Genomic DNA, 25,267 nt, shown 5'->3' with positions numbered 1-25,267 from the left:
AGAATTAATTCCCACCGATCATCCAGTACTAAGGCGATGGTTATCCTTTAACTTTGCTGCCGAGCGATCGCAAACCCATCATGATCCGCGCGTACCTTATTCATGGTTGGCGAATCCCAAGGCTCAAGCCTATGAAGAGAATCCATTATTACAACCCTATGAAATTACTAGCATCGAAGATGGAACTATTCAAAATGTTAGAAATATTAGGAATGTTAGTGATACCAATAATAATTGCTATGAAAAATCAATCCATGATTGTAAAATCGTTGTAGATTTCAAGTCCGATCTAGGCAATCCTCAATCCTATATTTACAGTTACAAAAGTACTAGTAATTCGCTAAGCATCTCTTACTTTGGCGATTGGTCGAGTCGCAGAATTTATCCCGTAAGCTATTTGCCATCCGACCCACAGAAATGGTTAAAAGATAAGCGGGGCAAAATAATTACATACACAAACAAATACTCCACATTATTGAGAATAATTTGGCTGACTAACAACGAATAAATAAACTTAAAAGAGTTAAAACTAGTCAGCTAAAATCAACATTCTGAATCGTAATCTTAGCCATTTGTTTCAATTTAGCAGTTTGATTGACGACGGTAACAGGGATTGAGCGATCGCTTATTTACCACACTTCAAATAAAGATCTGGGTAGTCCCGATTTTCTAATGATCGATTGAAGTGTGCCAACTTGCTAGAATTTCTTGGAGACTTGCCATTTCAAAAAACAATTCGATTGCTTCAATCAGTTTCTTTCTATCTTCTTCTACGGAGTCACCTTGACTGGCAATATCTATGTGGGGAAAGGGATACATAGCCTTCGCCTTCACATTCAATGATGCAGGTTAGTTGTTTGGGTTGTTTCATGGCTTATAACTATAGACCGCTCATGCGGGTAATCAGGTAAAACTTGACTTCGCTCAAAAAATTCATTTACTAAAATGCGATGTGCAACTAAAAGCCTGAAAGCATTGATTTCTCGTACTGCACTAATGAGTAGTTTGAATTTTCGGTAGCCCAAACAACCTGAGAGCAATAGCTCAAAAATAGTTGCACATCGCGTTTACTAAATATAAGGATCTCAGTTGTCCTTTTTAACTGGCTTCACCTACTCACCCATATGAGCATAGTTATTTAGCAGTTTTACCATTGTTAATGTCTAGGTATTGCCATCACTTAAGCATAGTTATACAGTTATCATTAGAATATTTAAGATGCATGAGTATTTAAGGTCTACTAAAAATGTCTCTCCAAGAAGAAATTGATAAAACAAGACAGGAAATTCGGACAGATGGCTACTCAATGTCTATTGGTGAGTGGATAAGCCTTTATGAGAAAAACGAAATTGATATTCATCCCGATTTTCAAAGATTTTTTCGCTGGTCAGAGCATCAGAAATCGACTTTTATTGAATCAATTCTTTTAGGTATACCAATCCCACCTATTTTTGTTAGTCAAAGAGATGATGGTATTTGGGATGTTATTGATGGTCTACAAAGATTATCAACAATATATGAATTTATTGGTATCTTTAGATCTCATAATCAAACTGAGAATAGCTCATTAGTAGCATTACAAGAAACAACGTATTTACCTTCTTTAAAAGGGAAAAAATGGGATGATCCAGAAGATGCAGATAATTCCCTAACTCAAGTACAGAGGTTACTCATTAAACGCTCAAAAATTGCAGTGCATATTATTCAAAAAGAAAGCGATGAAATGATCAAATACGAGCTATTTCAGAGATTGAATACTGGAGGCTCTATTGCGACACCACAAGAGGTGAGGAATTGCATTCTTTTGATGTTGAATAAAGATTTATTCGATTTGGTTAGACAACTTGCAGATAGTGAATCGTTCAAAAGCTGTATTGCTTTAAGTGATAGACTCTATGAAGAACAGTATGATATGGAATTGGTGTTACGATTTATTCTGCTATTTGATAAAGACGATGAGAGCCTTCAGAAATTAGGTGGAGACGTTAGTGTCTTTTTAACTGATAGAATGCGTGAAATGGCTCTCAAAGAAGATTTAAATATTGAGCGTATAAAGGAAGCATTTAACTCGACATTCAATATTCTTGATCAAACCACGAAAGATAACAGTTTTAAGCGTTATAAAACTGATGGCGATAGGTTCCTTGGAGGCTTCATATTATCTGCATATGAGGTGATCGCTCTAGGAATTGGATATAACTATCAAAATCCACTTCCTGCCAATCAAGTTTCTGATCAGATAAAAAGCATCTGGTCGGATCCGATTTATCAACAGTGGTCAGGAGCGGGTGTGAATGCGTCTAGACGATTACCCTTTCTTATCCCCCTTGGCAGACAGAAGTTTTCTCCTTTATGAAGATCCGAACTCTTGAAGAATTAAGTGATAAACTCGCTAAAGATCTTGTTTGGCGAAAGAGAGAGCTTTCTGAAATTAAATCTTTGATAGAGCAGAAAAGCCTCTCGCCCCAAAAGCATAATGTATTACTTAAGGGCGGAGTATGTATTCTTTATTCTCATTGGGAAGGATTTGTAAAATTAGCGGCAAGCTCTTATTTGGAATACGTTATAGCAAAAAAGCTAAAATATAATCAGCTTTCTAAGAATTTTTTGGCTTTAGCTATGAAAGCACAACTTAGAGAAGCAAAAGAGACAAATAAACCATCATCATTTATACCTGTCTGCAATTTTTTTCTTTCGCAATTAGATCAAAGATGTTCCCTGCCTGAGCCTAAAGATGCAATATCAACTGCATCAAATCTATCTTCGGAAATCTTAAAAGAAATAACTGAGATTCTTGGTCTAGATTTTTTACCGTTCTCTACTAAAATCGTATTGATTGATGTCAAGCTATTAAAATCAAGGAATGAAATTGCTCATGGCAACGATTATAGTGAGATGCCTGATAGGGAAGCATATATAGAGTTACATGAAGAAGTTATAACAATGCTTGAAATATTTCGCACTCAAATAGAAAATTCTGCCGCATTAAAAAAATTTATGCATAACTAGTTTGGAATTGCATAAATTCAACGACTTGAGATAAAAATAATACCTTTGCAATACCCCCACTTAATTTTATGAAACCAACAATCATATACCTTCCCCAAGAAACCGAGCAAATCCTTGATCAACTCTCAACACAAGGAGGAAAAACACCTTCGGAAATCATTCAAGAAGCAATCCAACTTTATGTTGTGAATAAGAAAAAGAAGTTGCCTAAATGTGTTGGTATGGGCAAAAGCGGTATCTCTGATCTCTCTGAGCGTGTAGACGAACTACTCTGGAAAGAATGATTAGAGTTATTGCTGATACTGGCGCAATCATTGCCCTACTTGACGAAGACGACAAACACCATACCGCAGTTGTTGAAGTCGCTCAATCATTTGATCTGCTGATTCCTGTCACAGTCCTACCCGAAGTAGACTACTTAGTTACAAAATATCTCGGTGAAGCAGTTGTCAGATCTTTTCTAGAAGCAATGACAGAGGGTGAGTTTATCTATTTACCGATAGAGATTGAAGAAATCCGTCGCACCACAGAGATCATGGCTCGTTACTCTGATATTCCCATCGGCTTTGTTGATGCTAGTTTGGTAGCCCTTGCTGAAAGCCATAATATCCATAGAATTTTGACTCTAGATCGCCGACATTTTAATATCATTAGACCTGAAGGTATCGACTACTTAGAACTATTGCCATAATAGAAAAAGACGATCATAAATAAAGCTTTGCATTATCTGGGCGATCGCTATTAATACTTACCTTAAACCGTTCAAAAGCAAGCTCTGCATCTTGGATGTCCACTTCAGACATTTGAGCAAGTCTTTGTCGTCTTTTCTCTAAAAACTTCACAGCTAAACTAGAATGAGAAGACTTTTCCCAATCAGGATAACTCTTTAACCTATTCCGAAATGCTTCAGGTGAAACCCGCACAATTTTATCGGCAAGCATCTCAAACTCTCCAATGCTCATCAAGCTATCAACCGTATAATCTTCAGTATAGTCTATCCCGTAAAATGTTAACTTTAAAGCTTAGATTAAATCTGCTCATAGAATGGCACATTTATCTATTTTTGGTATGGCGATTATTAGGTTGGCTAATAGGGAATACTTGTTGAAACGTTTATTTCATAACGACAAAAAGCGCAAATGCGACGATCGCATTTTAACTGTTCAGTGCTGGCTAGACCCAAATCATTTGCTTTATTCTTAAGCGCTAAGCCGCCTTCTCAGGCGTAATTATAGGCGCAAAGCAAACCCGCAAAGCCTTATAATAGAAAGACACTTAGTAAGAATTGCCTATAATCACACGGGGCAAGCACTGCCAAGCCATGCAAGGAGAAATTTAGTAGCCGTATGACTGATACCTTAGAAGATCGGATTATTCCCACAGACCTGCGCGGCGAAATGTCGCGATCGTACTTGGAATATGCCATGAGCGTGATCGTCGGTCGCGCCCTGCCCGATGCCCGTGATGGACTCAAACCCGTACATCGTCGCATTCTCTACGCTATGCACGAGTTGGGTATGACTGCCGATCGCCCCTTTCGGAAATGCGCCCGTGTGGTCGGTGACGTAATTGGTAAATATCACCCCCACGGTGACACCGCCGTATACGAAGCATTGGTAAGGATGGCGCAGGACTTTTCGATGCGCGATCGCTTGGTCGATGGTCACGGTAACTTTGGCTCCGTCGATAACGACCCCGCCGCCGCGATGCGATATACCGAATGTCGGCTGACCCGTATTTCTCAAGTCGGGTTGATTCAGGATATCGAGCGGGAGACGGTCAACTTTGGCGATAACTACGACGGCTCGCAACAGGAGCCTTTGGTATTACCCGCCAGAATTCCGCAGCTATTACTTAATGGCTCCTCAGGTATTGCCGTAGGGATGGCGACTAACATTCCCCCCCACAATCTGGGTGAACTGGTGGATGGCTTAGTGGCGCTGATTGCCAATCCATCCCTAACGGATTTGGAATTAATGCATTACATTCCTGGCCCTGACTTCCCGACGGGAGCCTTGATTTTGGGAACCGATGGCGCACGCGAAACCTACACCACAGGACGAGGTTCCGTAACAATGCGTGCTGTGGCGGATTTTGAAACGATTTCAGTTGCGGGAAGGCAGGATCGCGAGGCGATTATCATTACGGAAATGCCTTACCAAACGAATAAAGCAGCGCTGATCGAACGCATCGCGGAAATGGTCAATGAGAAGAAAATTGATGGCATTTCTGATATTCGGGATGAAAGCGATCGCGATGGTATGCGGTTGGTCATCGAACTCAAGCGCGATGCCTATCCTCGCGTAGTTCTGAATAATCTTTATAAATCTACCCCCCTCCAATCGAACTTTAGCTGCAATATGCTTGCCCTCGTCGATGGGGAACCGATCACCTTGACGCTACGTCATGCGCTGCAAGTATTTTTAGACTTCCGCTATGAAGTGATTACCCGCCGCACGCAGTACGAACTCCGTAAGGCTGAAGAACGCGATCATCTATTGCAAGGTTTGCTGATCGCGCTCAATCACTTGGATGCGGTCATTGCACTGATTCGGGCTGCTGAGGATAGTAGTACGGCAAAGGCGGGCTTGATCGAGACCTATGGATTAACAGAAGCCCAAGCCGATGCGATTTTACAAATGCAGTTGCGTCGCCTCACAGCTCAGGATGCCGATAAAATTAATGACGAGCATAATCAGTTAGTCGAGAAGATTGCGGATCTACAACATATTCTGCAAAATCGCGATCGCATTCTGACGATTACCCGTGAAGAATTAGAAGCCATCAAAGCCGAATTTACCACTCCACGACGCTCACGCATTCTTCCCAATGAAGGCGATATCGATACTGCCGATTTGATTGCCAATCGCGAAACGATTGTGATGGTGACGGAGCAAGGCTATGTGAAAAGGATGCCCGTCGATACCTTTACGGCCCAGCATCGTGCTACGCGCGGCAAGGCAAGTGCGAACGTCAAGGATGACGATGCGATCGCCCATTTCTTTGCCTGTCGCAGTCACGACAAGGTGCTATTCTTTACCGATCGCGGTAAAGTCTATGGGGTCAAGGCTTATGAAGTGCCAGAATCGGGACGGGCTGCTCGTGGTACGGCTGTCGTCCAACTACTGCCGATCGCTGCCGATGAGAAAATTACCACGGTATTGCCCATCAGCGATTTCAATGAAGATGAATATCTCGTCATGCTGACAGCGGGTGGTTATATCAAAAAGACCAAGCTGCCTGCATTTGCCAATATTCGTTCCAATGGACTCATTGCGATCGCCCTTGAAGAAGGCGATCTCCTGCGTTGGGTCAGAAGAGCTAAAGCCGATAACACGATTATTGTCGGTTCGCGGCAAGGCATGTCGATCCGCTTCCGTACCGACCATGAGCAGTTGCGTCCGATGGGGCGCGATACTCGTGGCGTGCGATCGATGCGGCTAACGGGTGACGACCTCATCGTGAGTATGGACATTCTCCCCGCAGGTTTAGCGGAAATTGAGGCGGATGAATCCGAAGAAGAAATCGATCTCACCGCAACGGTATCCGAAGATGAGAATCTAGAAGCCGAGACTGGCAACGATAAGGCTCAAGGTCCTTGGGTACTAGTTGTCACGCGGGGCGGCTATGGTAAGCGCGTTCCCGTCAGTCAATTCCGCATTCAGAAGCGGGCTGGTAAAGGGCTACGGGTCACCAAATTCAAATCTGGTCAGGATCAACTGGCTTCCCTTTGCTTGGTTGACGAACAAAATGAACTGATGATCGTGACGAGTCGCGGGATTGTCATGCGCCAATCTACCGATGCGATCGCTTGCCAATCTCGCACGGCACGAGGTGTCCGCCTGCAAAGACTGGATGCATCGGATGCGATCGTGGGGGCAACTCTAGTCCCGCCAGCTTTAGAAGAGGAGCATGATGAAGTGGAAACTCAAAGCACTGTAGATGTCGTAAATACCGTGGATACTTCTATTTCACAAAATACCGATATTCCAGAGTCAGAATCTTCTAACGATGAGCCTGAAATGTCTTAAGGCAGCTTAAAAAGAAAGGCGGCGCTTCGCGCCGCCTTTCTTTTTAAGCTTGTTTAGTCAAAGGATAGAACTTGACCTTAAGCCCATCTTTAGGACGAAGAGTGGGAATGGCAAAGGGTTCGAGATTTTGAGAAGGTAAAATCTCCCATTGATAATTGCGTAATAGATTTGCCGCGATAATTTTCATCTCTAGTTTGGCAAAGGCAAGACCAACGCAAATCCTTGCTCCGCCACCAAAACCAATTAGACTAAAGGGTTTTTGTTTGTGTTCTTGGCGCTCGGGGCTAAAGCGATCGGGATCGAATTGGGCGGGATTGGGATAGATATTTGCCTGTTTATGGGTAACCATAATCGAATAGATAGCAAGCCAACCTTTGGGTACGTGATAGCCTTGAAACTCAAAGGGTTTGACTACGCCTCGAAAGCCCCCTGCCACTGGTGGGCGCAGGCGCTCGATTTCTTGAAAAATTTGGTCGAGATAGGGCATTTTGCCTAGCTGGTCGAGATTTAGTTGTCCCAAATGGGCTAATTCCCTTTGCTCCTGTCGCGCCAGTTCTAAAACTTCAGGATGACGACCTAATTCCAGACAAAACCAAGTCAACATCGAAGTGGTGGTTTCATGCCCTGCAAATAGCATTAACATCGCCTGAGCCTTCAATTCTTCTAAACTGAAACGTCCGCCATCTTCATCTTGGGCTTGGGCTAACATACTCAACACATCATTGGTTGGATTGAGCTGGCGTTGGTGTACGACCTGAGTGATATGTTGTAAGAGGCGATCGCGAGCGGCGATCGCTTTCCCTAGGGCAGTAAATGGTAAAGGGAAAGGCGCGATCGCGAAGAAACCATTCGTTAGGGTGGAGAATAACTTACTCAATCTTTCTACGTCATCTTCTGCCTTTGCGCCAATTAAAAGTTGACTGGCAATCTCAAAGGTAAGCTGTTTGAATTCATCAAACCAATTAAATTCCCCCTTGGTTTCCCATTTATGCAGATACCGCTGCGAGATCTCGGTCATCGTGGCAAAGTAACCATTTAAGGCTTGTCCGTGAAATGCTGGCATCATGAGTCTTCGGTTGCGGCGATGTTCTTCTCCATCCTGCAAAAAAAGTGATTCTCCCAAAAGTATCTTAAAATTATCGGGCCATCCTTCCTTCCATGAGAAGCATTCCATGTGACTGGATAGCAGAAATTCGGCAGCTTCGGAGCCGATCATATATACGGTTGGTCTACCCAGAATACTGGTTTTGGATATAGCACCATACTTGGCATATTGCTTGTCAACAAATTTACGGTCAAAGAGGAACTGTAAGGTTTGTCCGATAATTGGTAGTCCAAACTTTCCAGGCGGTAGATTCATCTGTTTGAATTGGGAATGATGGAGATGTTTTTATTATAAGTAGCTAGTAAGTAGTTGGGCATAATTAAAACCCAAAATCAAAACCTGTAGCGCACGCGCAGCGTGCGCTACAGGTTTTGAGGTTTTATATGTAATTGCTGGATAGTAAGCACTAATTGCCTTAGCTTAACTGGTTTAGCTAGGTACTCATTCGCTCCTGCGGCGATACATTTCTCCCGATCGCCTTGCATGGTTAAGGCGGTTAAGGCAATAATTGTTTGATTGGCAAGACTGGGGATCTGACGCATTTGTTTAATGGTTTCCAGCCCGTTTGTGCCTGGCATTTGGATATCCATCAAAATCAGATCGGGAGCCTGTAACTGTGCGAGGGCGATCGCTTCTTCCCCATTGCTTGCCAAGATTATGTCGTAACCTCTAGCGGATAAGTAGCTCTCAATGGTAATTAAATTCGCTTCATTGTCATCCACTAGTAAGATTTTAAAGGGATTTTTTAATTCCGATCCATTGTTTTCTGGGGCTGTAAACGCTTCGGGCTGAGTTTCGGGAGCGGGAGAGACAAGTTGACCGTCAGCATAGGGAAGCGTAATCGTAAAGCTGCTGCCCACACCCACTTCGCTAACTAAGCTTACCTGACCGCCATGCAATTCTACGATTCGTTTGACTAGGGATAGCCCCAATCCTGTGCCTTCATATTGGCGATTGAGGGCGCTATCAATTTGAATAAAAGGCTGAAACAATTTATCAATATTTTCAGGGGAAATCCCAATCCCCGTATCGATTACCTTGATTTGAACATATTCCTGAAGGGAAGGAACTTCTGCTGTTTGGTCGGAATGGGCGAGGTTTGCCTTTTGGCGATCGCTAACTTCTAGGACGATCCGCCCTCCTTCGGGGGTAAACTTGACGGCGTTACTCAGCAGATTGATTAAAACTTGGAGAATACGTCGTTCGTCGATCGATACATGGGGTAAATCTGGAGAGATTTTTGTTTCGATTTGGATGCGTTTTTTGTGGGATTGCTGTTTGATAAAGGCAAGACTTGATTGGCAGAGGACTTCAATATTGCTAGAAGCCAGATCTAGTTCGACCTGCCCCGATTCAATTTTAGCCAGATCAAGGATGTCATTAATTAATTTAAGTAAATGAAGACCACTATTTTCGATGAGGTTTAAGGATTTTTTTTGATGCTCATTGATACTGCCAAATACTTCGTCTTGGAGAGATTCGGTCATGCCGAGGATGGCGTTGAGCGGGGTGCGCAGTTCGTGACTCATGTTCGCGAGAAATTCATCTTTGAGTCTGGTGGCGATCGCTAGTTCGGCGTTAGTTTGCTTGAGCTGAGTTTCGTATTGCTTGCGATCGCTAATATCGATAACCACACAAATAGTCTGATTTTCCGTGCCAGGAAGAAAAGCCGCACCAATTAATACAGGAATGCGACTACCATCTTTGCGATAGTATTCTTTCTCCCAAGGATGGATAAATCCATGTTCCATCAACTTGCCCATGGCGGCATAGTCCGATGGGACATGTTCGGGGGGAGTGAGATTATGCCAAAATATTTTTCCTGTATTAAATTCTTCCCGACTGTAGCCAATCATTTGTAAAAAGCGATCGTTAGCATCGAGGATATTGCCATCAAAGTCGGCAAATAACATGCCGACTACATTAGAGTCAAACATGCGACGGAATCGGATTTCGCTCTCTTGCAAAGCTTTGGTACGATGCTCGACACGAATTTCCAAATCCTGATTGAGCCGATATAGTGCTTCGGTCGCCGCTTTGCGTTCCAATTCCGCCGCAACCCGCGCCCCAAAAATTCTTAAAATGGCGATCGATTCATGGTATTTAGACTTATCGAGGGGTTTGGTGTCAATGATACAAAGATTGCCGATCGCATTGCCGAAGTTGTCTTTTAACGCAATGCCCAAATAGCTATCGGCTTGCATCTCTTCTAAATAGGGATCATTGAAAAAATAAGTTTGTAATTGATTCTCACAGTAAAATTCTCCATCCCTCAGAACATATTCGCAGGGAGTATCCTGCACGGGGTAGGCAATGGATGGTTGCAAACTTCCCTTAGCCCAGAAACTTAAGGTATGGAGATGATCGCCAATTAACTCGGTAACACTCACGAAGGGCACGGCTAAAGCTTCAGCAATATGGCTCACTACCGCAGGAAAAAATTCAAGCCCAGTGAGAGCGGCAGTCCCCTCTACTAACTTCTGAAGGGTTAATTCGGCTTTACGGCGATCGCTAATATCGGTAATCGAGCCTACATATCCAAAAATTTTGCCACTGAGATCAACTTCTGCCAGCGATTGTCCGAGTACCCATGAGGTGCTGCCATCTTTCCTTAAAAATCGATATTCCAACTTAAAGGGACGGTTTTGTTGGGCTGAGAGATACCATTCGTTATTGATTTTATCGCGATCATCTGGGTGTAAAGCGGTTGCCCAACCTTCCCCAAGCGCTTCTTCTAAACTCAATCCCGCAATCTCGCTCCATTGCTCATTAACATATATACAATTCCCATTCTTATCCGTTCTAAAGATCCCCACGGGTACTACCGCCGCTAGGGTTTTAAATCGTCTTTCACTTTCTTTTAAGGAATTAGTGGCTTCTTTACGGGCTGTAATATCATGACTGATAACGACTATTTTCCTAACTTCGCCATCTTCATCAAATATTGGCGTTTTAATCGTGCTCATGAGTCTGACTGAACCATCTCGGCGAGTTGCCGATTCTTCGGGAATATGCAATGTTTGCCCAGTGCTAAATACAAAGTTATCATCGCGAATATATTGACTGGTAAAGTCGGGATGATTAAAGGGTGCATCCATCTTCCCTTGTAAGTGTTCTAAGGAAATTCCATAAAAGTCTCGAAAGGTCTTGTTCCCCCAAACTACCCGCGAGTCAGATTCCTTGACCAAAATTAGATCGGGAATCGAGTCGAGAATTTGTTGATAGCGATCTTCGCGATCGCGCAGATTTTTCTCTGCGGTGATTCGTTCCTGTAGCTCGATATTTAATGCTTGGTTCTGCTCCTGTAATTTTACGATGGTTTGATGGGAGCTAATGGTCGCCTTGATGATCGCGGGAAGCATTTTGAGATAGTAGCGATCGCGATCTCTAATCAGATAATTCGTAGCTCCTTGTGCGATTAACTTGGTGGCGGTTTCTTCTTCCCCGTTAGCTAGGGTAATAATGTATGGACAATTAATGTTTTGCAGGCTCGGTAATAATTGGCTTGCCTCGCCATCCCTTAGTTGGGATTTGACTATGGCGATCGCCAATTCCTGCTGAGAGAGAATAGCGATCGCTTCCGTGAACGAAGCTGCCATAACATAATCATAAAAAAGTCCCACCTGTTCTAAAGCTTGCACAAAAAACAAGCGATCGTCTAGATCGTCTTCAACCAGCAAAATCTTAGTTGTAGGAATATTGCTGCGCTTGAGATTGCCAATGTTTTTCATATAATGGAAAGATTTAGACAAACAAATCAGTCTTTGTCTCAGGATTTATTCGGGTGATCGGAAATACTGAAAAACATTCAATAATTAGGTAATACCAAATTAGAAACAAGTAGAAATAAATATTATCTACTTGTAAGTAAGTGGGCTTAATTAAATATAAAACCCCAAAGCCTACGGCACACGCTGCGTGCGCCGCAAGCTTTATATCTGGATTTCAATTCTGCTGGAGGCACTTAATTACCTATTTTTATATTACAGGAAATAATTGTTTTAGCTGTAAATATTAATCTAATTGGGCTCGCTTTCTTGGTGATGAATCATCAATGAATTTAAAGCCTCAATTAAAGCTCACATCCTTTTGCCAATATTGCTTGATTCCGTAAAATTCTTTAAGCTTTATCCTTTAATTAAGTAGCTGGGCATAATTAAAAACCCAGAATCAAAACCTGTAGCTTAGGCGCAGCCTGCGCTACAGGTTTTGGGCTTTTAGATTTATTTATATTTAATTGCGCCCAGCTACTTATATAAAATCATAAGTATTGCAATCCGAAATTAAATCTAAATCCTTTTGTGGGCTCATGATTTTTACGGTAGGATGACATTTTTGAGTGAAATCTACAGCCAAAAAATCAGGATTTTTATATTAATAATCTAGATAAATATCTAAGTATTTATCTAGATAAATATCTAGGTATTTATTTGGTTACGAATTTGCTGGCGTAGTAATTTTCCCGATGCAGTTTTTGGTAAAGATTTCCAAACATAAATTTCTTTGGGTAGTTTATATCGTGCTAGAGATTTCTGCTCGCAAAAATCTCTGATTTCTGTTAATGTCGGTTGATGGCTATTGTGATTAGTGACTAATATAGCCGCGACAAATTCCCCCCATTCACGATCTACTATACCCACCACGCAGGCTTCAGCGATCGCAGGATGAGATAATAAAATTGCCTCGATCTCTGTCGGATAAATATTTTCGCCACCACTGATAATTAGATCGGAACGACGGCTGACAACATAGAGATATCCATCCCTATCGAGATAGCCCATATCTCCTGTATGTAACCATCCATCGGCAATCCCTTGAGATTGAGCTTGCAGGCGATCGGTCTGTAGATATCCCGACATAACGCTTGCCCCTTGCACTAAAATTTGTCCGATTTCGCCAGAGGGAAGTTCGCGTTGAGCGTCATCGATATCGACTATCCGCAGACTATTGCCCAATAGCGGCAGCCCTGAAGATCCCTGCTTGAGCGCGATTTCCTCGGTGCGGAGAGTGGTGATTTGCGAGGCAGTTTCGGTCATGCCATAGGTGGGCATAATCGGTAAATTCAATTGCTGGCAGCGAGCTATGAGTTCGGGACTTGCAGGTGCGCCACCCAACAAAAGACCGCGCAGTTGTTGTAAATTTTGCCAAAGAGAATGCTCTAACAGCCTTGTGAGCATGGTTGGCACTAGAGAAATAAGTGTTACCCGTTCGGAGGCGATCGCTTCTAGTACATCCCTCTCATCAAATTTTGGTAATAGCGTTAACTTAATTCCATAGATGGCGCTTCGCCAGACGATCGCCAAGCCCCCCACATGAAACATGGGCATACATAGCAACCAGTTATCATCGGACTGCAATCCTAGATTTAAAACAGAAGCGATCGCGCTATGGAAGTGATTGCCATAGGTTAATGGTACGCCCTTGGGTTTACCCGTGGTTCCAGAAGTATAAAAAATTCCTTGGAGATTTTCCAGATTGATACTTTCACTACCAAACTGTCTCTTTTCTAATGGATTGCAACGATCTCTAAATAGAGAATTTAGGGATGAGTAGTCTATTTCTGAGATGTCTAAATAACTAACTTCAATGGGATTCTTAAATTCTAAATTCTCAAATTCTAAATTCTCAAATTCTAAATTCTTAAATTCTTGAATAGTCGATCGCGTAAATTCGTCATATAGCAAATAACCGACCTGACTATCTTCTATTTGCCAGTTTATTTCTTTAGCCGTTAGCCGAATATTGAGAAAGACTGCCACGGCTTCGCATCTAGTCATCGCATGGACGAGCGTAATATATCGAGGCTGGTTTGCGAGTAATAGACCAACGCGATCGCCCGATCTAATTCCCCATGCTTGCAGTTGGGCTACCCATAGATTGACTTCCTCCTCTAATTGGGCGTATGTCCAAGTGCTTGCCGTTAAATTAACCCCATCTCTGAAGCTCAAAGCGATCGCTTCTTTCTTCTGAACAGCCCGTTGTGATAGCCAATTGGGGAATTTCATAAAAATTTTGCCAGTAGTTTGAAATTTATGACTATCCTAAGTAGCTAGACATAAGTAAACTTAAAACCCAGAAGAGCATACCGCCCGCGCAGCGGGCGGTATGCTCTCTGGTTTTGGTTTTTAATTATGCCTAGCTACTTAGTAAGTAATTCGGTATAAGTAGCTGGGTAGAATTAAATATAAAACCCAAAAGCTGTAGCGCAAGCGCAGCGTGCGCTACAGCTTTTGATTCTGGGTTTTAATTATGCCCAGCCTTCAGCATAATTAAAATCCAAATCTAAAACCTGCGGCGCAGGCACAGCCTGCGCCGCAGGTTTTAGATCTAGTTTTTAATTTTACGAGAAAAATGGGGCTTCGACTTCGCTCAGCTATAGGTATAGGATGGCTGAGCGAAGTCGAAGCCTCCCATAAATCATTTAGGATTGCTGTATAGCCAATCCATAGGGAATCAAAGGAAGAAAAATGCGTAGCTCAGGTCGGTGCGTTGTTGGGATTTTGGTCAATATCTCTACTTGTATTACCATTTTGGCGAATAGTCCCGCAGGATGGACTTTAGACAAGTCCGCCGATCGCCAAGGTATTGATGCAAGGAGCTTGCAAAATTCTCCCTACAACCTCACGGGCAAAGATGTATTTGTGGGGCAAGTCGAGTTGAGTCGTCCATTACGCTTTGCCGTAGATAAACTCTTTAACAAACTTTTATTGCGCGATCGCGCGATCGTGCAGCCCTATGCCGTTTTTTTTCGCGATGGTAAGGCTGTTCCCAATCGCAACATTGACGATCATTCTGAGCAGGTTGCCGCAGTCATCATTAGTCAAGATAAAACTTACCGAGGGATTGCGCCCAATGCCAAACTGATCTCTGCCGCCTATTCCCAACGTCGCCAAGACGGACAACCAGAAGCCTGTCTCGCCGCCCAATATATTGCGCGACAACACAACAGTACTGTGCGGGCGATTAACTTCAGCTTTGGCGAACTCCTCAGCGAAGATCCGCGCCCCAATCCTCAACTTGATGGCAATGCTCTACTTACACTCTGCGTCGATTGGCTGGCAACTACTTACAATACCCTACCGATAATTGCAGGAAACCAAGGTAAAGGCGGCATTCCCATTCCCACCGATCTTTTTAATGGGTTTACCGTGGGCTTTACCCATGAGGTTGAGGGTATTTATCGTCAGCTTGATCGTGGCAACCTGATCGATGAGCCATTTATCGATCGCAGTAATACTGGTAAATACGAGCAGGGGGAATTTTTTACTGACCTCAATAAAGATGGAAAATGGACGGCAGGTGTCGAAAGTCCCCTCAATGGCAGGCGATCGCTCGCTCTGCTTGCTCCAGGCAATAACCTCAAACTCCCCAATTTACAAGGCAAATTTAAAAATGCTAGCGGATCGAGTTTTGCCGCGCCCCACGTAGTCGGGACGATCGCCCTCCTCCATGAGTACGCCAATCGCCAGATTGAGATTGGACAATGGAGCGCTGAGGCGCGTCGGCATGAGTTACTCAAAGCTGTCCTCATCAACTCCGCCGATAAAATTCAAGATCGGGGTGATGGGAAAAACCTTGGTATGTCTAAAACTATTCTCGATACCTTTGGCAAAACATGGCTCGACAGTGAAGCCTATGGCAGTCGGGTAGTGCCGCTCAGTCGCAGTCTTGGCGCAGGACAACTCAATGCTCGCCGAGCTTTGCTGCAATACCAAGCAGGACAGCAATCACCCCAAAATGGAGTGGCAACCATCAAAGCGATCGGTTGGGATACCAATTTTGTCGATGTCGATAATTTTCAAGATTATATTTTCAGCGAGCCGCTCTTAGCCGACAGCTTTATCGCGGCGACCCTAACTTGGGATCGTCAAGTTAAACTCAACGATAAAAATGGCAATAGCCTCTACGATATCGGTGAAAGCTTTAGTGATGAGGGCTTTAATAAAATCGAATTGTACTTAATGCGATCGCAGGATAACGATATTTCCCAAAGTATTTGGTCATCTACCAGTCAAGTTGACAACTTACAGCATATTTTTGTAAAAATTCCCACCACAGGTAAATACAAACTGCGGGTGGTATTTAAATCCCCCCAAACCAATACCACAAGCCAGCGCTACGGCTTAGCTTGGTGGGCAAAAAAATCTTAAACATCCTTAAAAAAGGGGCGCTTAGCGCCCCTTTTTTTACTTGAATTACTTAGGGGTAGTCGCGCTAGGAGGGAGGTACTGGGCATCAACAAAACCTAACTCAAACAATTGTTGATAAGCCTGTTGACCGAGATCGCGAGTAGGCGCTTGACTACGGATCAATTGAATTAACAAAGGCACAGATAGCTCTGGTTGATTTTTCGCCCGATAAACCACAGCAAGTTGGTAGGTCGCCTCATCACGCAACTGTGCAGCCTGTAGAGCCTTACGACGATGACTATCAGAAATGCGATTGTCAATACCTGAAAAGCTGGTCGTTAGCTCCTGATAAAAATTGGATAATTGATTAAAGACTTGACGGGCATCTTGCAACTTAGATACAGCTTGATCGTAATTTTGCTGGCTAACTGCGGTCATTGACTCTGCCATCAACCTCTGCCCCCCTGCAATACTAAACACACTATTCTCTAGAGAATTGGGCTTAGTTGCCTCTACGGGCTGAGCTTGCGTAGGTTGAACTTTGGGTGGCTGAGGTGAAGCATTTTGGGCGATCGCCTTTAGAGGGAGCAAAGTCGCAGAAGAGATCAAAGATAAAGCTGCGGCTTGAAAGGCAATCTGAAAGAAGCAAGGCTTAGCAAAGGATGTGGACATAGGTTGCAAATTCTGGATGCTCACAAGAAAGAATAAGTTTTAGCTGAATACTTGGGGGTTGCTTTTAACTTGAAAAAAGTGAAAAGCATTTATCTAAAACTTTTTGTTATCGTAACACCCCAGCACAGACGAAGTAACTATTAAAAGTATCCCCAAAAGTATGTTAGGGACACTTTGCCATGGTTCGCGCCTTATTTGTTGAAGAGTTGTAAAGCAAATGTGACATCTTGCGTGATATGCTTAGCAACGGTGTAGGCAGCTACATCCAAGTTTTTGGACACCCATTTTAGTACTATCTCAAGTACTAGTTCTTCACTCAAACAGTCAGCAAATTTTGCTAAAAAGCAGTCGCTATAGGTCAACCTCTAAGGGTCAACAGTGAAGATCATCCCCGCAAAAAACAGTACAGTCGCACAGACGGTTGTAAAAAACTCATCCACATCAGTTGTTGATGGCATGGAAGAGTACAATCGCCTCAAGCTTAGGCTGTTAGTAATTACCCTCATCTCTGGGCTTGTTATTGGCTTAGCGGTATGGTTTTGGTACGGGTGGAAGATTGCCCTCAGTTATGCTGTCGGCGCATTAGTTGGCTCTGTCTACTTCAGAATGCTAGCTAAAAGCGTAGATCGATTGGGTGGTGAATCCAACCGACTCGGATTTTCGCGACTTGGGCTGTTCGTACTTTTGATGGCGATCGCTGCTAAGTCCGATCAACTGGAGATTTTGCCTGCATTCTTAGGCTTTATGACCTATAAAGTCGCTGTTTTAGTAATTCTTGCCCAAGACTTGAGCCAAGACCTGAGCCAAGACTTGCGCAAAGGCTAATTGACCGAGATTGAGGAAAACTTGAGGATTGGGTTCCATTCTCGCTGATTTAACCTCCTACAGGTTGTAACATATCGAACATGATCGATCCAGTATCTTTTGGCTATTCAGTTAGTCACCAAACCAGTCTTGCCGCACTAGAAGTGGGCAAACACTTTTATTGGCAGTTCGGTAATCTAGCGGTACATGGTCAAGTTTTAATTGTGAGCTGGGTTGTGATGGGAGCAGTACTCGTTGCTGCACTGATCGGATCTAGCACCGCTAAAGCTGACCAACGTGTTCCCGCAGGTTTTCAAAATTTCATGGAATATGCTCTGGAGTACGTTCAGGGCATCGCTAAAGACCAGATTGGCGAAAAGCACTACAGAGAATGGGTGCCATTTGTTGGTAGTCTATTCTTGTTTATCTTCGTATCGAACTGGTTAGGAGCGCTAGTTCCTTGGAAATTGATCGAATTGCCCGAGGGCGAACTTGCTGCCCCGACAAGCGACATCAATACCACGATCGCCCTAGCATTATTAGTCTCCTTAGCCTATTTCTATGCTGGATTGAGCAAGCGTGGTTTGGAATACTTCACTAGATATATCCAAGCTTCTCCCTTTCTCCTTCCTTTATGGGTTCTTGAAGATTTCACAAAACCCCTTTCGCTAAGCTTCCGTCTTTTCGGAAACATCCTCGCCGATGAGCTAGTTGTGGGGGTCATGGTTCTCCTCGTACCTTTGTTTGTACCTCTGCCATTGATGATTCTGGGATTATTTACCAGTGCCATCCAAGCATTGATTTTTTCGACCTTGGCAGCGTCTTACATCGGTGAAGCGATGGAGGGACATGGTGATGAAGGACATGAGCATTAAGCTCGTTAATTCAAACGATTGATTCGGGAAATTGTTTTCCCATATTTGTTTCCCATATTTGTAAACACTTAAAAATAATCTAAGAAGGAAAAAGAACGTGATTGATCCATTAGTAGCTTCAGCATCCGTAATCGCCGCTAGCGTTGCCGTTGGTCTTGGTGCAGTTGGACCTGGTATTGGTCAAGGTACTGCTGCTAGCCGCGCTGTAGAAGGTATTGCTCGTCAGCCTGAAGCTGAAGGCAAAATTCGTGGCACCCTATTGTTGAGCTTGGCTTTCATGGAAGCTCTTACCATTTACGGTCTGGTTGTTGCACTTGTATTGCTATTCGCTAACCCCTTCGCCTAATAGCCTTTTTTTGAATGCATTTCTGGAATGCCTTTTTCTGAATGCTTTTTCTGGAATGCATTTCCTGAATGCCTTCTCTTGAGTGCCTAGTGTAGTAAAGAGCTAGTGTAGCAAAGAAGCTAAGTTGGAAAGTCGAGCTTTTCCTTTAATTCTTGGCTTCTTTGTCCATCTAGATCGCTACCTTCAGTAACAGCATTTATCCAAATGCTCCACAAAAGTGCTTTTTTAGCAACATACCTATGACAATTTGGAACCTTTTCTCAACTGTTCTCATCGCTGCGGAAGCGGCAGAACATAAAGGCGGCTTGTTTGATATCAATGCCACACTTCCAATTATGGCAGTGCAATTTGTTGTTTTTGTAGCGCTTCTGAACGTTATTTTCTTTAAACCTTTAACTAAGGCGATCGATGATCGTGATGATTATGTTAGAGGACAGATTATTGGCTCAAAGGAACGTCTAGAAAAAGCTGAGTTAGCTGTTAAGCAATATGAGCAAGAGCTTGCTTCTGCGCGTAAGGCAACTCAGAACATCTTAACAACTGCTCAAGCGGAAGCAAATAAGATTCGTAAAGAACGTATTGATGCTGCGATGGCTGAAGCTCAAGCAAAAGTTGCTACAGCTAAAGCAGAAATCGAAAAGCAAAAACAAGATGCGACCGCATCTCTGGACGCTGAAGTAGAGTCGCTCAGTCGCCAAGTTCTAGAAAAATTACTAGGTAACTTAGTTAAATCCTAGTTCTGACGATCCTCATAGATAGTTTCTATCTGGATTCTGGCTGGTATTGAGTAATAGAAACAACCTTTATGATTAGAAATTTCGTCTTACTTGCAAGTGAAGCAGGCGAACATTCAGGCTTCGGTATTAATTCCGATATTCTGGAAACTAACCTGATCAACTTAGTGATCGTTATCGGTCTTTTGATCTATGCAGGTCGTGGTTTCTTAGGCAAAATTCTCTCGGCTCGCTTGGAGTCTATCCAGTCGGCGATCGCTGATGCAGAAAAGCGTCAAAAGGAAGCAACAGATAAGCTTGCTTTGCAGCAAGGCAAATTAGCTCAGGCAAAAACCGAGGCTGAAAACCTACGCAAACAAGCTGAAACTGATGCCAAACACGCGGCTGATGCAATTTTGGCGACGGTTGATGCAGATATTGCTCGTTTGCGAGAAGCTGCCGACCAAGAGATTGCCACGGAGCAAGATCGTGTAATCGTGCAACTGCGTCAGCAAGTTGCCGAAAAAGCCCTTGCTAGCGTTCAGTCTTACTTCGATCGCGGTTTGAGTGAATCCGCTCAAGTCGAACTGATCGACCGTAGCATTGCCCTTTTAAGTTCTGACTAGGAGAAAACATGAAATCTAATTCTGTTAGTCAAGCTGTCGTCGCTCCCTATGCTGAGGCTTTAATGTCCTTGGCACAAGAGCAGAAAAACTTAGATGCGATCGCTAAAGATGTCCGCCTGATTGGCGATACTTTGACTGATTCTTTGGAGTTAAGTCAATTATTTGCTAGCCCTTTAATTGGCGCAGATGTCAAAAAAGGCGTAGTAGAAAATGTGTTTGGTTCTCAGGTAAGCTCTATTACCAAAAGCTTTTTGCTTCTATTAGTTGATCGCAAACGTATTGCCTTCTTAGGACAAATCGTTAATGAGTTCAAAGCTCTATTGCGTGTAATCGATCAAGTAGCTCTTGCTGAAATTACGACTGCTTTAAAATTGAGTAGATCTCAGGAAGATAGCATTCGCGATCGCGTCAAAGCGATGACAGGCGCTAGAAGCGTTGACCTTGACGTAACTGTTAATCCTGATTTAATTGGTGGCGTAATCATTAAAGTTGGTTCTCAAGTCGTTGATGCCAGCATTCGTGGACAACTACGCCGATTAAAGAGTAGCCTCACCGCAGGCGTTTAATCTCAGGGAAAAAGGAAAAAGTAAAAGGGAAAAAGTAATTATCAATTACCAATCACCAATCACCAATTACCAATTACCAAATCCCAAAAAAGCTAAAAGCTAAAAGCTAAAAGCTAAAAGCTAAATCCCAAATATTCAAAACAAATCGATCGCTGATAACTGGTAAAACACAACTATGGTTAGCATCAGACCTGACGAAATAAGCAATATTATCAAGCAGCAAATTGCTAATTATAACCAAGAGCTGCAAGTTTCCAACGTTGGTACTGTCCTGCAAGTCGGTGACGGTATCGCTCGTGTCTATGGCTTGGAACAGTGCATGGCTGGCGAGTTGCTGGAATTTGAAGATGGTACTGTCGGCATTGCGCTGAACCTTGAAGAAGACAACGTTGGTGTTGTGTTGATGGGTGAAGGTCGCAAGATCGCTGAAGGTAGCTCAGTAAAGGCAACTGGACGTATTGCCCAAGTTCCCGTAGGCGAAGCCTTTATTGGTCGCGTTGTGGATGGTTTGGCTCAACCTATTGATGGTAAGGGCGAAATCAAAGCAACTGAATCTCGCTTAATTGAATCTCCCGCTCCTGGCATTATTGCTCGTAAATCCGTATTTGAACCCCTACAAACGGGTATTACTGCGATCGACGCGATGATTCCCGTCGGACGCGGTCAGCGCGAGTTGATCATTGGTGACCGTCAAACAGGTAAGACCTCTGTTGCGGTAGATACCATCATCAACCAAAAAGGTTTGGACTGTATCTGCGTATATGTAGCGATCGGGCAAAAAGCTTCTACCGTTGCGAACGTTGTTAACAAGCTTCGTGAAAGCGGCGCAATGGAATACACGATCGTCGTTATGGCAAGCGCCAACGATCCTGCCACCTTGCAATACCTCGCTCCTTACACTGGAGCAGCATTGGCTGAGTACTTTATGTACAAAGGTCAAGGCACTTTGATCGTCTATGATGACTTGTCTAAGCAAGCCCAAGCTTATCGCCAAATGGCTCTCTTGCTCCGTCGTCCACCAGGTCGTGAAGCTTATCCTGGAGACGTATTCTACTTACACTCTCGCTTGCTCGAACGTGCTGCGAAGTTAAGTGATGAACTCGGCGGTGGATCGATGACCGCATTGCCGATCATCGAGACTCAAGCGGGTGACGTATCGGCTTACATTCCGACCAACGTAATTTCGATTACCGACGGTCAAATCTTCTTGTCTTCTGACCTCTTCAATGCTGGTATTCGTCCTGCGATCAACCCTGGTATCTCGGTATCCCGTGTTGGTTCCGCCGCACAAATCAAGGCAATGAAACAGGTGGCAGGTAAGATCAAACTGGAACTAGCTCAGTACGATGACCTCGTCGCTTTCGCTCAGTTCGCCTCTGATTTGGACAAAACCACTCAAGCTCAACTAGCCCGTGGTCAACGCCTCCGCGAAATTCTTAAGCAGCCTCAATATTCGCCATTGCCCGTAGGCGACCAAGTTGCGATTATCTATACCGCAATTAATGGCTATCTTGATGAACTCGAAGTTGATCAAGTTGGCGCATTCAATAAGGGTCTGCGTAACTACTTGGCAACCAGCAAGCCCAAGTACGGCGAAATCATCAAGTCCGAGAAGAAGCTCTCTGATGAAGCAGAAAAAATCTTGAAGGAAGCACTTGTTGAATACAAGAAGACCTTTTTAGCTTCTGTTTAATCCACAAACAAGCAAATAAAAAAGAGGGCGTATGCCCTCTTTTTTATTGAAGTTTTATTGAAAATGAAATTCTAAACTCTGTGATATGCTGCTAATCAAGTAGTCTTTTGTACTTCGATGTCTAATTTACCTCACCCAGTTCAATATCAGGGTAGCAAGAGAAATCTCGCTTCATTTATTCTTGGCTTTTTTCCTGACAAAATAGATAGACTGGTTGAACCTTTTGCGGGGACTGGAGCAATTAGTATCGCAGCATCGGCTAGGCAATATGCACAAAGATTTTGGTTAAATGATCTTAATCAGCCCCTAATAGAATTACTCCAGTTGATTATTGATGATCCGTGTGAGATTGCTGACACTTACGCAAGTATATGGAATGAGCAGCATGAGGATCTGAAGGAAACCTATGGTTATAATCATCCGCCTAGAGCCGCTAGGGATGTGCGCGATGATTCCCGAATTACTTGCCGCTAATCATCTTGATCCAAACAAAAAAGCGTTATAATATTGGAAAGGATGCAGCAGACATGCTTTTTTAGTATGACATCCCGTTACCTTTAGGGGTTGAGGCAAGTCCAGTAAAGACGTTCTGAATACCAAAAAATATACTCAAAACATAGTTTTTGGCGAAGACTCCTTAAGGGGTCTTTGTTATTTATGGGGATGGTAATTTTTTGTTGTTTAATAAGTTTCTGGCTATGACGAAGAAGCTGACTTTTTTAATTTTCCCTACACCTTCATATTTCGGGTAAGCGCTCTGGACATGTAATCTGAGCTTCTTTTCTTCTTTGAATACTGTAAATACAACAAAATAATCGATTTCATTGCCCCGTGAGTCTATAACTTTGATGATCGCAAATTTTCCATATCCTGCATGACAAACTAACGTTGATCGCTCTCCTAAGGATTCTATGATTTTCGGTAAATATTTGGAGAGTTCATACCTTTCAAGGTTAAATGCTCTTGATTCTCTTGGAGCCTTGTAGTTCAGTGCCTGTAATTCTTCGCTCGAAAGGTCTTCAGAGTCTTTGGTAAAGCAATGTAAGCCATAGGTAACAATAAACCGATATGTCACTGGATTGTTTGGCTCTTTCGCGTCAATATATTGAACCCAGTGAGCATTAAGGTGAGATAGGTCGTAAACTTTATCGTCTAGTGTAAAATTTTTCCAAGCTGTAACTTCTGTCTTAACTGTTTTAAAATCTCTGCTCATCCGATCCAAATATTGACCAAGAAAATTATGTAATATTGAGAGTAATGCTTTTTAAGTCATTGAAAGGGGTCAGTACCAAATTATGACTGCAACACTTGTCAAACCGTCATTGCTAATTCATGAGATTTGCGTTGAGAAAGTCGGGAATCTAAGTCTCTTTAGGTTTAGCGATCGCCTACAGGATCGGATGGAGTCACTTCTTGAGAAAAGAAAAGTGGAGATGCTTTCTACTGAAGAAATTCCTGAGTTAGAAAGTATTGGGGAGCTAGATCGAACTTTTACTCATATGAATGCAATGCTTGCTGCTCAAAATGGCGATCGCATCTTCATCAATCGCTATAATAAAAACTAAGTTAATAGGTTGTTTTACATGACCAGTCATTACAAGATAGAGGCGTTTTGGGATCAAGAAGCTCAGGTCTGGGTTGCTGAAAGTTCAGATATTATTGGCTTGGTGACAGAAGCTGATAACCTTGATCGCCTGACTAACAAACTTAAACAGATGATTCCCGAATTGCTTACGGCTAATCATCAGATGGTTATTGAGAACAGCAAAAATATCGCATTTGAATTAATAACTCATCGGCAAGAGTTAATTCAGGTGGCTTAAAAAATGGCAAGTTCTTTTACCCCCGAATCTTAGTGGTGCAGAAAAGTCTGGAAAAGGTTGCTAGGCATAGAGTCTCAGAATGAGACAAGAGGGATAAAAGGGGCAAGAGATGAGATACTCAAGTTCCTCAACAAAAGATCTTATCCATGCCCCACTTATATCTTCAGCTAGAACAACAACTGCGTCAATGGCTCAAGCCAAAAGATAAGCGACATCTCCAAGGATTTGCGGAGTCTGTAGCTGCGATATTGCAATCAGGAAGTGCGAGTCTGAGTCATTGGTTGCCCTATTTAGGGCTTGCTGAAAAAGGCAGAAACAGTTGCAATCAGTAGCTTCCAAAGGTTGCAAAAGCTGATAAGATGCAAGAAAAAAGGCCAAAAACAAGAAAAACCCTTGCACCAATAAAATTTGGCTCAATAGGTGTTTCGGGGAGGTCAAGAAAGGCAGAAATTGATAATATTGTAGCGAAATCCAAAAGCAGCGATTACTATGCTGAGTGTGAACTTAACCCATCTAATCGATGATGAAAAATGCTACGAAACAGTGCGTCAGATGCGATGGACAAGAGGAGTATGCTGTCCAAAATGTCAAAGCTTAGCGGTGATCAAGCGGGGCAAAGATGAAACACAGCCTGCTCGCCAACGATACCAGTGTAAAACTTGTGGCTCAATAGGTGTTTCGGGGAGGTAAAGAAAGTAGGGAGTCTAGCAAAGCACTCAGCAAAGCTTTACCCCTCCTCTTGGCATTGTGAACAAACTCAAAGAAGCTCAAATACAAAGGTAACTTTTCTTGAGAAATCCCACGATGAGGTCGTAACCAAGAGCGTAAAAGCGACCAAAAGCCTTCCATCGTATTGACATGAACTTCACAAAAGC

The 25,267-nt window shown here is 43.1% G+C and carries 25 protein-coding genes and 2 pseudogenes; 19 read left to right on the top strand and 8 right to left on the bottom strand.

Features of this window, described 5'->3' with window-relative positions; all coding sequences use genetic code 11:
• Window positions 1-106 precede the first annotated feature (106 nt).
• Entirely contained in the window at window positions 107-508 is a 402-nt protein-coding gene (locus PseudUWO310_RS15905) for a hypothetical protein (RefSeq protein WP_142602975.1), read from the top strand.
• A gap of 161 nt (window positions 509-669) precedes the next feature.
• Here the strand turns inward: PseudUWO310_RS15905 and PseudUWO310_RS15900 are convergent.
• A pseudogene (locus PseudUWO310_RS15900) lies at window positions 670-871 on the bottom strand (type II toxin-antitoxin system HicB family antitoxin).
• 375 nt (window positions 872-1,246) lie between these two features.
• Here PseudUWO310_RS15900 and PseudUWO310_RS15895 point away from each other — a divergent pair.
• From PseudUWO310_RS15895 to PseudUWO310_RS15880, 4 genes are all read left to right on the top strand, one after another.
• Window positions 1,247-2,356, top strand: coding sequence for a DUF262 domain-containing protein (locus PseudUWO310_RS15895; protein ID WP_142602973.1), 1,110 nt, complete (start codon window positions 1,247-1,249; stop codon window positions 2,354-2,356).
• On the top strand, window positions 2,353-3,009 hold the full coding sequence (locus PseudUWO310_RS15890) for an MAE_28990/MAE_18760 family HEPN-like nuclease (protein ID WP_142602971.1): 657 nt from the start codon (window positions 2,353-2,355) through the stop codon (window positions 3,007-3,009). The genes PseudUWO310_RS15895 and PseudUWO310_RS15890 overlap by 4 nt, the downstream gene beginning before the upstream one ends.
• Before the next feature lie 68 nt (window positions 3,010-3,077).
• The gene (locus PseudUWO310_RS15885) at window positions 3,078-3,293 is read left to right on the top strand and encodes a CopG family transcriptional regulator (RefSeq protein ID WP_142602968.1); all 216 of its coding nucleotides are present in this window, start codon (window positions 3,078-3,080) and stop codon (window positions 3,291-3,293) included.
• Window positions 3,290-3,700 carry a type II toxin-antitoxin system VapC family toxin gene (locus PseudUWO310_RS15880; RefSeq protein WP_142602965.1) on the top strand — a complete coding sequence of 137 codons (411 nt, stop codon included), beginning with the start codon at window positions 3,290-3,292 and terminating at the stop codon, window positions 3,698-3,700. Before PseudUWO310_RS15885 ends, PseudUWO310_RS15880 begins: the two co-directional genes overlap by 4 nt.
• 13 nt (window positions 3,701-3,713) lie before the next feature.
• Here PseudUWO310_RS15880 and PseudUWO310_RS15875 read toward each other — a convergent pair whose 3' ends face one another.
• Window positions 3,714-3,971, bottom strand: coding sequence for a hypothetical protein (locus PseudUWO310_RS15875; RefSeq protein WP_142602963.1), 258 nt, complete (start codon window positions 3,969-3,971; stop codon window positions 3,714-3,716).
• Window positions 3,972-4,355: 384 nt separating this feature from the next.
• On the opposite strand from PseudUWO310_RS15875, the gene gyrA reads away from it, so the two are divergent.
• Window positions 4,356-7,040: a DNA gyrase subunit A gene (gyrA, locus tag PseudUWO310_RS15870; RefSeq protein ID WP_142602960.1), complete on the top strand. Its 2,685-nt coding sequence runs from the start codon at window positions 4,356-4,358 to the stop codon at window positions 7,038-7,040.
• 43 nt (window positions 7,041-7,083) lie between these two features.
• On the opposite strand, the gene PseudUWO310_RS15865 is transcribed toward gyrA, so the two are convergent.
• The 3 genes from PseudUWO310_RS15865 to menE all read right to left on the bottom strand — a co-directional run bounded on the left by PseudUWO310_RS15865 (window position 7,084) and on the right by menE (window position 14,150).
• Window positions 7,084-8,400 carry a cytochrome P450 gene (locus PseudUWO310_RS15865; protein WP_142602957.1) on the bottom strand — a complete coding sequence of 439 codons (1,317 nt, stop codon included), beginning with the start codon at window positions 8,398-8,400 and terminating at the stop codon, window positions 7,084-7,086.
• A 107-nt stretch (window positions 8,401-8,507) separates the two neighbouring features.
• The gene (locus tag PseudUWO310_RS15860) at window positions 8,508-11,876 is read right to left on the bottom strand and encodes a PAS domain S-box protein (protein ID WP_142602955.1); all 3,369 of its coding nucleotides are present in this window, start codon (window positions 11,874-11,876) and stop codon (window positions 8,508-8,510) included.
• Window positions 11,877-12,563: 687 nt separating this feature from the next.
• A complete protein-coding gene (gene menE, locus PseudUWO310_RS15855; protein ID WP_142602952.1) occupies window positions 12,564-14,150 on the bottom strand; it encodes an o-succinylbenzoate--CoA ligase in 1,587 nt (528 codons plus the stop codon).
• Window positions 14,151-14,612: 462 nt separating this feature from the next.
• Here menE and PseudUWO310_RS15850 point away from each other — a divergent pair, with 462 nt between their 5' ends.
• Complete coding sequence (locus PseudUWO310_RS15850; protein WP_142602949.1) at window positions 14,613-16,295, top strand: S8 family serine peptidase; 1,683 nt, start codon at window positions 14,613-14,615, stop codon at window positions 16,293-16,295.
• A 45-nt stretch (window positions 16,296-16,340) separates the two neighbouring features.
• Here the strand turns inward: PseudUWO310_RS15850 and PseudUWO310_RS15845 are convergent, their stop codons facing one another.
• Window positions 16,341-16,946: a hypothetical protein gene (locus tag PseudUWO310_RS15845; protein ID WP_009628634.1), complete on the bottom strand. Its 606-nt coding sequence runs from the start codon at window positions 16,944-16,946 to the stop codon at window positions 16,341-16,343.
• Between the two features lie 378 nt (window positions 16,947-17,324).
• Between PseudUWO310_RS15845 and PseudUWO310_RS15840 the strand changes: the two genes are divergently transcribed.
• The 8 genes from PseudUWO310_RS15840 (at window position 17,325) to PseudUWO310_RS15805 (ending at window position 23,043) form a co-directional block, all read left to right on the top strand.
• Complete coding sequence (locus tag PseudUWO310_RS15840) at window positions 17,325-17,771, top strand: ATP synthase subunit I (protein ID WP_142602947.1); 447 nt, start codon at window positions 17,325-17,327, stop codon at window positions 17,769-17,771.
• 80 nt (window positions 17,772-17,851) lie between these two features.
• A complete protein-coding gene (gene atpB, locus PseudUWO310_RS15835) occupies window positions 17,852-18,625 on the top strand; it encodes a F0F1 ATP synthase subunit A (RefSeq protein WP_009628632.1) in 774 nt (257 codons plus the stop codon).
• Between the two features lie 100 nt (window positions 18,626-18,725).
• A complete protein-coding gene (gene atpE / locus PseudUWO310_RS15830) occupies window positions 18,726-18,971 on the top strand; it encodes an ATP synthase F0 subunit C (RefSeq protein ID WP_040689330.1) in 246 nt (81 codons plus the stop codon).
• Between the two features lie 239 nt (window positions 18,972-19,210).
• Window positions 19,211-19,708, top strand: a complete 498-nt coding sequence (locus PseudUWO310_RS15825) for a F0F1 ATP synthase subunit B' (protein ID WP_009628630.1) — start codon at window positions 19,211-19,213, stop codon at window positions 19,706-19,708.
• 68 nt (window positions 19,709-19,776) lie between these two features.
• A complete protein-coding gene (locus PseudUWO310_RS15820) occupies window positions 19,777-20,310 on the top strand; it encodes a F0F1 ATP synthase subunit B (RefSeq protein ID WP_055074097.1) in 534 nt (177 codons plus the stop codon).
• 8 nt (window positions 20,311-20,318) lie between these two features.
• A complete protein-coding gene (gene atpH / locus PseudUWO310_RS15815; protein ID WP_142602945.1) occupies window positions 20,319-20,876 on the top strand; it encodes an ATP synthase F1 subunit delta in 558 nt (185 codons plus the stop codon).
• A 175-nt stretch (window positions 20,877-21,051) separates the two neighbouring features.
• Window positions 21,052-22,569 carry a F0F1 ATP synthase subunit alpha gene (gene atpA, locus PseudUWO310_RS15810; protein ID WP_142602942.1) on the top strand — a complete coding sequence of 506 codons (1,518 nt, stop codon included), beginning with the start codon at window positions 21,052-21,054 and terminating at the stop codon, window positions 22,567-22,569.
• Window positions 22,570-22,686: 117 nt separating this feature from the next.
• Window positions 22,687-23,043 carry a DNA adenine methylase gene (locus PseudUWO310_RS15805; RefSeq protein WP_142602940.1) on the top strand — a complete coding sequence of 119 codons (357 nt, stop codon included), beginning with the start codon at window positions 22,687-22,689 and terminating at the stop codon, window positions 23,041-23,043.
• A 181-nt stretch (window positions 23,044-23,224) separates the two neighbouring features.
• Here PseudUWO310_RS15805 and PseudUWO310_RS15800 read toward each other — a convergent pair whose 3' ends face one another.
• Window positions 23,225-23,782 (bottom strand): heat-shock protein, encoded by a 558-nt coding sequence (locus PseudUWO310_RS15800; RefSeq protein WP_142602937.1) that lies wholly within the window; start codon window positions 23,780-23,782, stop codon window positions 23,225-23,227.
• An 82-nt stretch (window positions 23,783-23,864) separates the two neighbouring features.
• Between PseudUWO310_RS15800 and PseudUWO310_RS15795 the strand changes: the two genes are divergently transcribed.
• From PseudUWO310_RS15795 to PseudUWO310_RS15780, 4 genes are all read left to right on the top strand, one after another.
• Complete coding sequence (locus PseudUWO310_RS15795; protein ID WP_142602934.1) at window positions 23,865-24,134, top strand: hypothetical protein; 270 nt, start codon at window positions 23,865-23,867, stop codon at window positions 24,132-24,134.
• An 18-nt stretch (window positions 24,135-24,152) separates the two neighbouring features.
• The gene (locus PseudUWO310_RS15790; protein ID WP_142602919.1) at window positions 24,153-24,392 is read left to right on the top strand and encodes a DUF1902 domain-containing protein; all 240 of its coding nucleotides are present in this window, start codon (window positions 24,153-24,155) and stop codon (window positions 24,390-24,392) included.
• 146 nt (window positions 24,393-24,538) lie between these two features.
• On the top strand, window positions 24,539-24,724 hold the full coding sequence (locus PseudUWO310_RS15785) for a hypothetical protein (RefSeq protein ID WP_142602916.1): 186 nt from the start codon (window positions 24,539-24,541) through the stop codon (window positions 24,722-24,724).
• A 157-nt stretch (window positions 24,725-24,881) separates the two neighbouring features.
• Window positions 24,882-25,082: a transposase gene (locus tag PseudUWO310_RS15780; RefSeq protein WP_223805694.1), complete on the top strand. Its 201-nt coding sequence runs from the start codon at window positions 24,882-24,884 to the stop codon at window positions 25,080-25,082.
• Here PseudUWO310_RS15780 and PseudUWO310_RS23970 read toward each other — a convergent pair.
• Window positions 25,059-25,267, bottom strand: a pseudogene (locus PseudUWO310_RS23970) (DDE transposase); the annotation flags it as partial. The gene PseudUWO310_RS15780 and the pseudogene PseudUWO310_RS23970 sit on opposite strands and share 24 nt — an antisense overlap.

Source organism: Pseudanabaena sp. UWO310, from assembly GCF_006861605.1.
Classification (GTDB): domain Bacteria; phylum Cyanobacteriota; class Cyanobacteriia; order Pseudanabaenales; family Pseudanabaenaceae; genus Pseudanabaena.
Note: the sequence above shows the minus strand (reverse complement) of the source record. Positions and strands in the feature narration are given on the sequence as shown.